The following is a 9,472-nucleotide window of genomic DNA, read 5'->3' as shown; positions in this document are numbered from 1 at the left end:
CTGATCTACAGCGGCGCGAGCGTCTTGGCGGGCAGCCCGGTTCTTACCTTGCATATGGGTCAGCCAGCGCCGGGAGTACCTTCCCCACGCAGTCGCCGAACCCGATCATGTACCCGTCCCCCCGACACCCTCCGCGCAAGGAAAGGGTGTCATTGTCTTCGATAAAAGTCCGCGTTCCACCAGCGATGGCGATGGGCTCCTTGCCGCCCCAGGATAGTTCCAGAAGGCTGCCGCGGCTGTCCTTCGTGGGCCCGGAAATCGTCCCCGATCCCAGCAGATCCCCCGTATTCATCGGGCAGCCGCTGGTGGTGTGATGCGCCAGCTGCTGCGCGGCGGAATAGTACATCTCGGCATAATTCGTCCGCGCGATCACGGCCTCGACCCCACATTCCGGCTGCAGGGCCACCTCTAGCGCGATGTCATACAGCATCGGCCCCGGCTCCTGCAGATGTGGCAGCAGCGGCACTTCGCGGGGCGGGGTGGAACAGCGGAACGGCTCCAGCGCTGCCTTCATGACGATCCAGGGGCTGATCGTGGTGGCTGTCGCCTTGGCCTGGAACGGACCCAGCGGTTGATACTCCCAAGCCTGGATGTCGCGCGCCGACCAATCGTTCAAAAGCACATAGCCAAAGATCATCGCATCCGCCTCGGCCACGGTCACTGGCCCGTCCGAGGGAGTGCCCACGACTGCCCCCAGCTCAAGCTCGATGTCAAACCGACGCGAGGGCTGGAAGGCCGGGGCCGCATGGTCCGGCCCTTTGACCTGCCCCCAGGGTCTGCGGACAGGCGTGCCCGACACGACAACAGACGACGCCCGCCCGTTATACCCGATCGGAATATGCAACCAGTTCGGCGGCAGTGCATTCTCCGCCCCCCGGAACATCGTGCCCACATTGGTCGCATGGTGCCGCCCGGCATAGAAATCGGTGTATTCGCTGACCAGAAAGGGCATGTGCAGCACGACCTCAGCCCGCGGCACCAGATGCGGTTCCACCACCGCCCTGTCGTCAGCGCCCTCGGCCAGCACTTCGGTTAACCGGTTCCGCAAGGCCGCCCAGGCCTGCGGACCCGCCTCCATCAGCTCGTTCCAGAACGGCACATCAAGCAGCGGGCCGCCCGGAAGGGACAGCCCACCCGTCTCCTCCAGACTGCTTACGTCCAGCACATAGTCGCCGATCGCCACGCCACAGCGCGGCTCCTCCCCGGTTGTCGAGAAAACCCCGCAGGGCAGGTTGTTGAGCGGAAACGGATGGTCCGGCGCATTCGCGCTCTCGATCCATGAGCGAAGCAGCATCCCGCATCCTTCCTTCTGCAAAAACCTTGAGGGGTGAAGCCCTCGGTCCGCCACTGTCACTTGACGCCCGGCGTCCCGTCGAACTTCTTCTCCAGGCTTGCCCAGCAGTCGATGTAATCGTCCTGCAACGGAGCCGCCTTCGCCGCCCATTCCGTCAGATGCTGCGGGAAGCGCGTCTCGAACATGAAGCTCATCGTCTCGTCCAGCTTCTCCGGCTTCAGCGCAGCATTCGACGCGCCCTCAAAGGCATTCCGGTCCGGTCCGTGCGGCAACATGCAGTTGTGCAGGGACATGCCACCCGGCACGAACCCCTTCGGTTTCGCGTCGTAGATGCCGTAGATGTTGCCCATCAGCTCGGACATGACGTTCTTGTGGTACCAGGGCGGCCGGAAGCTGTTTTCCGCCACCAGCCAACGTTCGCGGAACAGCACGAAGTCGATGTTCGCCGTCCCCTCCCACCCGCTGGGCGCGGTCAATACGGTGAAGATCGACGGGTCTGGATGGTCGAACAGGATCGCCCCGACCGGCGAATAGGTCCGCAGATCATATTTCCACGGCGCGTAATTCCCGTGCCAGGCCACCACGTCCAGCGGGCTGTGATCGATGCGCGTCCGGTGGAACCGGCCGCACCACTTCATCACCACGACGGACGTGGCGTCGCGGTCCTCGAAGGCTGCGACGGGCGTCTTGAAATCCCGCGGGTTGGCGAGGCAGTTCGCCCCGATGGGTCCCCGATTGGGCAGCGTGAAGGGCACGCCGTAGTTCTCGCAGACAAAGCCCCGCGCTGGGCCGTCCAGCACCTCCACCCGGTAGACCAGCCCCCGTGGCAGCAGGACGATCTCCTTGGGCTCCACGTCGATGATCCCCAATTCGGTGCAGAACCGAAGCCGACCTTCCTGCGGGACGACCAGCAACTCGCCATCGGCCGAATGGAAATACTCATCCTCCATCGACTTGGTCACAAGGTAGACGTGCGAGGCCATCCCCGTCTGAGTGTTCACATCCCCCGCGGTGGTTACCGTTCGCATCCCGGTGATCCAGGTCAGGTCTTCAGAAGCGTGCGGGACCGGATCCCAGCGATACTGGCCCAGCGAAATCACATCGGGCAGGATATGCGGTGCGGATTTCCACAGCGGCAAGTCGATCTTCTCGAACCGCGTGGTGTGTTTCACGCTTGGCCGGATGCGATAGCACCATGTCCGCTCGGGGTGCGGCTTGGTGAACGCCGAGCCGGAAAGCTGTTCGGCATAAAGCCCGTAAGCGCATTTCTGCGGGCTGTTCTGTCCCTGCGGCAGTGCTCCCGGCAGCGCCTCGGTTTCGAAATCATTTCCGAAGCCTGGCATATACCCCGCATGGGGACCAATAGACGACACGGCGCGGATCATTCCCGCGGGCAAGTTGTGGCTGGTCATGGGGTCCTCCTGCCTCTGGGCGCGGCCACCCGAAGGGCCTTCGCTTACCTCACGATAATAGTTGCACATGCAACCAAGTCAAGATAATCCTGACCTTCAGCTCTCCCTTGCCGAAGGCCGATCCCATGCAGGACAGCATCCTTCTTCACGATTACTGGCGTTCCTCCTCGGCCTACCGCGTGCGCATTGCCCTGAATTTGCTAGGACTTGAGTACGCTACGCGAGCCATCGACCTCGGAACGGGCGACCAGCGCAGCACTGACCATCTTGCAGTCAACCCCCAAGGCCTGGTTCCGGTGCTGGAAATCGACGGCCTCCGTCTCACCCAGTCCCTTGCCATCCTGGAATACCTCGACGAGACACGTGCCGCCGGCTTCCTGCCCAAGCAGCCTGCCGCCCGAGCCAGGGCTCGCGCACTGGCCCATGCCATCGCGATGGAGACGCAGCCGGTCTGCAACCTCCGCGTGGCACGCCATGCCGTCTCCCTCGGCGGTTCCGCCACGATGGAGGGCTGGATGCTCCATTTCATCGCCCTCGGCCTTGAAGGGTTCGAAGGTCTCCTCTCCCAGGGTCCTGCCCTGTCCTTCTGCCACGGCGAGGCGCCAGGCCTGGCCGACATCTGTCTCATTCCGCAACTTTACAACGCCCGGCGCTGGGGTGTGGACCTGTCCCCGTATCCCCGACTGGCTGCTGTCGCGGAACGGGCAGTGGCGCTGACGGCCTTCGCCGCCGCCCATCCCGACCGTGTGAAACCGCAAACGTGACTTGCCCACACCTGTGCCACGGTCCGACGACGCCAAGGATGACGCCATGCCAGACCCCGCGGATTTCGACCTTGAACGCTTCCTCCCCTACCTCCTCAATCAGGCGGCCGAGGCCACGTCACGGTCCTTCCAGGCCAGCTACAAGGCAGCTTACGGCCTGACGCGCACGCAGTGGCGGGTGCTGGCCAATCTGGGCAAGTTCGGTGCCATGACCGCTCGCGACATCTGCACTGTCACCCATACTGAAAAGACCAAGGTCAGTCGTGCCGTGGCCGCACTTGAGGCTGAAGGCCTGCTTCTCCGTAGCGTCAGCCCGACAGATCGGCGCGCTGAAATCCTGTCACTCACGGGTCGTGGTGCGGAGGTCTTCAGCGACCTGGGCAAGCGCGCCCTGGCCTACGATAGCGCCCTGCGGTCCGAACTTGGGATGGACCTCGCCCGACAACTGGACGGCCTGCTGCGTCGCCTGATCGGTCAGCCTGACACGTCCTACAGCAACGACGAATGATCCCACGACGGCACCGGTCTCCGCCCTCGTGCCCTTGACCGCGCACTCAAATCTTGCCGAGTTGCATCAGCCCATTGCCGCGGGCATATAGAGGCGGTCCCGAAAAGGAAGCGCCATGCAGTATCTCGACTTTGAAAAGCCTCTCGCCGACATCGAAGGCAAGGCCGAAGAGCTTCGCGCGATGGCGAAGACCAGTCCGGGAATGGATGTGTCCAAAGAGGCCGAAGCGCTGGACCGCAAGGCGGACACTGCGCTGCGCGATCTCTACAAGAACCTGACTGCGTGGCAGAAGTGCCAGGTGGCGCGTCACCCGGACCGGCCGCATTGCCAGGACTACATCGAGCAGCTTTTCACCGAGTTCACCAGTCTGGCCGGCGATCGGGCCTTTGCCGACGATCATGCGGTCATCGGGGGCCTTGCGCGGTTCAACGACCAGCCCGTGATGATCATCGGGCATGAAAAGGGCAATGACACCAAATCCCGCATCCAGCGCAATTTCGGCATGGCTCGGCCCGAGGGCTATCGCAAGGCGATCCGCCTGATGGACCTGGCCGACCGGTTCCGCATCCCGGTGATCACGCTGATCGACACCGCCGGCGCCTATCCCGGCAAAGGGGCCGAGGAACGTGGACAGGCCGAGGCCATCGCACGCTCGACCGAAAAGTGCCTTGCCATCGGCGTGCCGCTTATCTCGGTGGTGATCGGCGAGGGTGGCTCGGGCGGCGCGGTGGCCTTTGCCACGGCGAACCGGGTCGCGATGCTGGAGCATTCGGTCTATTCGGTGATCTCGCCCGAGGGCTGCGCCTCGATCCTCTGGAAGGATGCCGAGAAGATGCGCGAAGCAGCCGAGGCCTTGCGGCTGACGGCGCAGGATCTGCAGAAGCTGGGGATCATCGACCGCATCGTGAAGGAGCCCCTGGGCGGGGCTCAGCGTGCGCCGAAAGACACGGTGGACGCGGTTGGCAAGGCGATCGAGGCGATGCTGGGCGAGCTGACCGGCAAGAAGCGCGAGGCTTTGGTCAAGGACCGGCGGCAGAAGTTCGTCGAGATGGGCTCGAAAGGGCTCGCGGCTTGAATCCCTGGATTATCGTCGTCATCGCCGGGCTGATGGAGACGTGCTGGGCGCTGGGTTTGAAGTACTCGGACGGGTTCACGAAGCTGGTTCCGTCGGTGGTCACGATCGTGCTGGCGCTCGGGTCGTTTTACCTGTTGTCCGTGGCGATGAAGACACTGCCGGTGGGGACGGCCTATGCGGTCTGGGTCGGAATCGGGGCCGTGGGCACGGCCATCGCGGCGGTGTTCCTGTTCAATGAACCGGTCAACCTGATGCGGGTGACGGGGGTGATGCTGATCCTTGCCGGGATCGCCGCGCTGAAGTTCGCATGATCCGGTGGCTGCTGCTGGCGGCCCTGCTGGCAGCTCCGGCTGCGGGCGGCGCGCTGGACGGGCGGCTGGTCACCTTCAACGTGGAAACCTGGGACCTGCGGGAGACGCCTCTGCTGGTCGCGCGGGGGCGGACGGTGACGGTCGGGCAGGGGACCGAGTTCGGGCTGGGACCGGAGGGATTCACCGGGGGGCTGGATGTCGTGCCGGTGGCGGTGGAGATCGGGCCGACGCGGATCGAGCTGAGCTATCCGAAGGGGATCGGGCGGTTCTACGGGGCTCGGTTCAATGGGTACGTGCTGCGGTTCGAGACGGACTGCGCCCTGTTCGAGAAGGTGGCGGTCGATCCGGCGGGGACGACGATGAAGGTCACCGAAGTCTGGGCCGAAACGGGGGCCTTGTATATCAACGTCTCTGGGTTGGGATACGGGCCGGAGGCGACGCTGGCGCTGGATGTCGAGGTGGCGGACTGCCCGCTGAGTTGATCTGCGCCACGCGTGGGCGCTTATCCCGACTTAATGATTTCAATAGTTTGTCCGTAGGCGTTCAGGATCTGTTAACCGCTGCGGTGCTGCTCGTCGTGCGTCTTCGACTTCTCCTCGCAGGTGGGTGACGTGCCTGTGAGACTTCGTCTTCTCGTCGCGGGCCGGTCAGCGATGAGGGACGAAGTCCCCGAAGAGCGGTTTCACCACATCGTCAGGGCGGCCCGGCCCGGCCAGTCGGCGTCGTAGGCCTTGCCATCGATCCCCCCTTCGCTGATCTCGCGCAGCATGTCTCCGACCGTGGGCAGTCCTTGGCTCTGGTCGCCGGAGGTCCAGAGGGCCGAGCGGATCAGCGCGCGGGCGCATTGGGAGTAGACCTCGGCAATGCGGATCACGATGACGGTGCGGGGCTGCTTGCCGTCGCGCTGGAACCGGCTGCGAAGATCAGCGCCTGCGGTCAGGCGGGCGGTGCCGTCCACCCGGAGCGCGTTGTTCGCGCCGGGAATCAGGAACATCAGGCTGACGCGACCGTCGCGGAGGATGTTGCGCAGGCTGTCGATGCGGTTGTTGCCGTGCCAGTCGGGCAGCGCCAGCGTCTGCGGGTCGAGAACCGTCACGACGGGGCCGTCGTCGCCCCGCGGTGAGCCGTCGGTGCCTTCGGGTCCCACGGTCGTCAGGACGCAGAAGCGGGAGCGGTCGAGCCAGGCGCGGTAGGCCGGGGTGAGATGCGGCGTGACCTTGAGTGTCGCGGCCTCGGCCGGGTGGCCGTAGTGGCTGTGGAGGTCGTCGAGGGTGCTGATCCAATTCATATCGTGTCGCCTTTGGCTGGCCCCGGAGGGTTTCACACCCTCCGGACCTCCCGTGGGATATTTGGGCAAATGTGAAAGGGCTGGTGCGTCAAGGCTTGGGTCGCTTCGGCTTTGGATCGGGCAGGTCGGTTGCGATGGCCCTGAGTGCGAGGACGACCCGCTCGGGATCATCCAGCGCGTCGGTGACAAGAAGATGAAGCTTTGCGCCGGGATAGGGGTGGCCCGCAGGGCAATCCGGCAGTGCGGTCTGCGCGCTCGGGGTGGGCTTCAGGAAGAGCTGGTCATCGCAGACCAGGGCGACAACCTTGCCGTCGAGGTAAAGCGCGTATTCGCCGAACATCTTGCGGGTCGACAGGGGCAGCGGAGCAAGGGCGTCGAGGAGGTGGGCGATGGTCTGGGCCTTGCTGCCCATCAGGCGCGGAACCCGGCTTCCGCCATCAGGCGATTGGAGTGGGTTTCGATCTCGGTTTCCAGGCGGGCCATGAACTCCTGCACTTTCACGCCCGGCGCGATGGGGTCGAGGAATTCGACCACGGCGAGGCCGGGTTTGCGCAGGATGCCGCGCTTGGGCCAGAAGAGGCCGACATTGGCGGCGACCGGGACGCAAGGCTGGCCAAGCTGTTCGTAGAGAAGGCCGGTGCCGACCTTGTACGGGAGGGTCGCGCCGGGTGCGACGCGGGTGCCTTGCGGGTAGATGATGAGCTGGCCGGGTTCGGCCGCCCCGGCGGCGACGTCGGCCTTCATCTTGGTGATCGCAGCGCCGCGCTTGCCGCGGTTGACCGGGACGCAGCCGATCTTCAACGCGTACTGGCCAAGGAAGGGGGTGTAGATCAGTTCCCGCTTCATGATGAACTTGCCGGCAGGGACGGCGTTGAAGATCAGGATGATGTCGAGAAAGCTTTGGTGCTTGGCGGCGATGACGGCCTCGCCGGTCGGGGGTGTGCCCCGGACCTCGCAGCGGGTGCCGCAGAGGAGGCGGAGCGTGAAGATCACCCAGCGGCAGTAGGTCTTGCAGGCGGCGCGCGCGCCGGTGCGGGAGAAGAGCGCCCAAGGCGCGAAGACGACGGCGATCACGGCCATCGCGAGATACATCTGCACGACGAAGACCGGCGAGAGGAGCCAGCGGATCGGGGTCATGTCAGCTCTCTCAGCTTCTGGAAGGCGGCGCGGCGGGTGGCGAGGAAAGCCAGGATAGCGGCCAGCGGCGGGAGCGCCAAGGGCCAGAGCCAGCCCCAGCCGATGAAGCCAAGGCCGGTCAGGAAGCCACCGGCGGCGTCGGCGGCGGGCAGGGCGGCGACACCCAGAAGGCCAAGCGCGGCACCGATCGCGGCCCCGCCCAGGGTGCGGAGGGTGAAGCGGCGGACGAAGGCGCGGGCGATGTAGCTGTCCTTGGCGCCGACAAGGCGCAGGACGCGGATCTCTTGCGCGTTGGTGGCCAGTGCGGCGCGGGCCGCAAGGGTGATCATCGCCGCCATCGTCACCCCGATCAGCACGATGGAGAGGACACCGAGGAGGCGGATCCGGCTGGCAGCCTCGGCCAGCGGACGGCGCCAGCGGGTGTGGTCGTCAAGGACTGCGCCGGGGGCCTCGGCCGTCAGGCGCTGGCGCAGGCCCTCGGAATCATAGGGCGGATCGGCTTCCACGACCTCGATCAGGCGGGGGATCGGCAGGGCCTCGACGGGCAGGCCGGGGCCGAACCAGGGTTCAAGGAGTTGGCGCGTCTCGTCGTCGTCGATCAGGCGGTAGCTGGCGATGCCGGGGGTGGTGGCCAGGGTGGCGAGGATCGCATCGGTCTGGATCTGGACCTGTTCCTCGGGCGCGGAGAGGCGGATGGTGGCGGTCTTGGCCAGCGCCTCGGACCAGCGGGTCGCGAGGCGGCCGGAGGCGAGCGAGAGGGCGAGGGCGAAGACGCAGAGGAAGGTCATCGCGCCGGCGGTGAAGGTCGTGAGCCAGGCGGTGGGGCCGGAGGGCGGGACGACTTCAAGGGCGCGGGTGGCGGGGGAGGCGGGTTTGGCGGTCGGGAACCTCACAGATCGGCCCCCGCAAGCTGGACGCGGTGCTTGGCGATGCGCAGGACGCGGGCCTGGATCTGGGCCTTGGCCTGGCGGATCAGGTTCAGGTCGTGGGTGGCGACAAGGATGGTCTTGCCCATCTTGTTCAGTTCCACAAGGAGCGTGAGGATGCGGAGCGACATCTCCCAGTCGACGTTGCCGGTGGGTTCGTCGGCCAGGATCACGTCGGGGTCGACGATGACGGCGCGGGCGAGGGCGGCGCGCTGGCGTTCGCCTCCGGACAGCTGCGGGGGCAGGGCGTCGGCGAGATGCTTGAGGCCGACCCAGCCGAGAAGGTCCTCCATGTCCTGCGGGTCGCTTTCCCGGTCGGAGACGGTGAAGGGCAGGGCCATGTTGGCGGCCAGCGTCATGTGGTCGAGGAACTTGCAGTCCTGGTGCACGATGCCGATGCGGCGGCGGGTGCGGGCCACGTCGTCGCGCGAAAGTCTGGTCACGTCGTTGTCGAACAGGGTGACGCGGCCCGTGGTGGGCCTGAGTTCGGCATAGGCGAGTTTGAGGAAGGTGGACTTGCCCGCGCCCGAGGGGCCGGTCAGGAAATGGAACGACCCGGGGGCCAGTTTCAGCGAGACGTCCGACAGAAGTTCGCCCCCGCCATAGCTGTAGGCCACGTTCTCGAAGCTGATCACGGTTGTCCCCTGCTGCCCGCTGCGTCCGCAAAAAGCGGCATCCGTGCCGCTGCCTGTGCGCTTTCCATCGCACAGGGGGAAACGATTGCACAAGGGCAAGCGACAAACCCTTGGAATGACAG

At 65.6% G+C, this 9,472-nt stretch carries 12 protein-coding genes; 5 read left to right on the top strand and 7 right to left on the bottom strand.

The genetic code is table 11. From position 1 onward, the window contains the following. Positions 1-43 precede the first annotated feature (43 nt). Positions 44-1,294, bottom strand: coding sequence for a fumarylacetoacetase (gene fahA / locus Q0C42_RS02085; RefSeq protein ID WP_295071252.1), 1,251 nt, complete (start codon positions 1,292-1,294; stop codon positions 44-46). A gap of 56 nt (positions 1,295-1,350) precedes the next feature. Further along, the gene (gene hmgA / locus Q0C42_RS02080) at positions 1,351-2,706 is read right to left on the bottom strand and encodes a homogentisate 1,2-dioxygenase (RefSeq protein WP_295071249.1); all 1,356 of its coding nucleotides are present in this window, start codon (positions 2,704-2,706) and stop codon (positions 1,351-1,353) included. Between the two features lie 125 nt (positions 2,707-2,831). Between hmgA and maiA the strand changes: the two genes are divergently transcribed. The 5 genes from maiA to Q0C42_RS02055 all read left to right on the top strand — a co-directional run bounded on the left by maiA (position 2,832) and on the right by Q0C42_RS02055 (position 5,846). Beyond that, a complete protein-coding gene (gene maiA, locus Q0C42_RS02075; RefSeq protein WP_295071246.1) occupies positions 2,832-3,470 on the top strand; it encodes a maleylacetoacetate isomerase in 639 nt (212 codons plus the stop codon). Between the two features lie 46 nt (positions 3,471-3,516). Next, positions 3,517-3,978, top strand: a complete 462-nt coding sequence (locus Q0C42_RS02070) for a MarR family winged helix-turn-helix transcriptional regulator (RefSeq protein WP_295071243.1) — start codon at positions 3,517-3,519, stop codon at positions 3,976-3,978. Between the two features lie 115 nt (positions 3,979-4,093). Then, complete coding sequence (locus Q0C42_RS02065; RefSeq protein WP_295071240.1) at positions 4,094-5,053, top strand: acetyl-CoA carboxylase carboxyltransferase subunit alpha; 960 nt, start codon at positions 4,094-4,096, stop codon at positions 5,051-5,053. Further along, positions 5,050-5,364, top strand: coding sequence for a multidrug efflux SMR transporter (locus Q0C42_RS02060; protein WP_295071237.1), 315 nt, complete (start codon positions 5,050-5,052; stop codon positions 5,362-5,364). The genes Q0C42_RS02065 and Q0C42_RS02060 overlap by 4 nt, the downstream gene beginning before the upstream one ends. Continuing rightward, on the top strand, positions 5,361-5,846 hold the full coding sequence (locus tag Q0C42_RS02055; protein WP_295071234.1) for a hypothetical protein: 486 nt from the start codon (positions 5,361-5,363) through the stop codon (positions 5,844-5,846). Before Q0C42_RS02060 ends, Q0C42_RS02055 begins: the two co-directional genes overlap by 4 nt. A 200-nt stretch (positions 5,847-6,046) precedes the next feature. Here the strand turns inward: Q0C42_RS02055 and Q0C42_RS02050 are convergent, their stop codons facing one another. The 5 genes from Q0C42_RS02050 to Q0C42_RS02030 form a co-directional block, all read right to left on the bottom strand. Further along, the gene (locus Q0C42_RS02050) at positions 6,047-6,652 is read right to left on the bottom strand and encodes a pyridoxamine 5'-phosphate oxidase family protein (RefSeq protein WP_295071232.1); all 606 of its coding nucleotides are present in this window, start codon (positions 6,650-6,652) and stop codon (positions 6,047-6,049) included. A gap of 88 nt (positions 6,653-6,740) precedes the next feature. Continuing rightward, the gene (locus tag Q0C42_RS02045; RefSeq protein WP_295071229.1) at positions 6,741-7,064 is read right to left on the bottom strand and encodes a TfoX/Sxy family protein; all 324 of its coding nucleotides are present in this window, start codon (positions 7,062-7,064) and stop codon (positions 6,741-6,743) included. After that, on the bottom strand, positions 7,064-7,789 hold the full coding sequence (locus Q0C42_RS02040) for a 1-acyl-sn-glycerol-3-phosphate acyltransferase (RefSeq protein WP_295071226.1): 726 nt from the start codon (positions 7,787-7,789) through the stop codon (positions 7,064-7,066). The genes Q0C42_RS02045 and Q0C42_RS02040 overlap by 1 nt, the downstream gene beginning before the upstream one ends. Beyond that, positions 7,786-8,682, bottom strand: coding sequence for an FtsX-like permease family protein (locus Q0C42_RS02035; protein ID WP_295071224.1), 897 nt, complete (start codon positions 8,680-8,682; stop codon positions 7,786-7,788). The genes Q0C42_RS02040 and Q0C42_RS02035 overlap by 4 nt, the downstream gene beginning before the upstream one ends. Next, a complete protein-coding gene (locus tag Q0C42_RS02030; protein ID WP_295071222.1) occupies positions 8,679-9,350 on the bottom strand; it encodes a cell division ATP-binding protein FtsE in 672 nt (223 codons plus the stop codon). The genes Q0C42_RS02035 and Q0C42_RS02030 overlap by 4 nt, the downstream gene beginning before the upstream one ends. Positions 9,351-9,472 lie beyond the last annotated feature (122 nt).

Origin of the sequence: Tabrizicola sp. (assembly GCF_022842145.1) — a bacterium.
Classification (GTDB): Bacteria; Pseudomonadota; Alphaproteobacteria; order Rhodobacterales; family Rhodobacteraceae; genus Tabrizicola.
The sequence above is the reverse complement of the archived record's forward strand: the minus strand, read 5'-3'. Positions and strand labels throughout refer to the sequence as shown.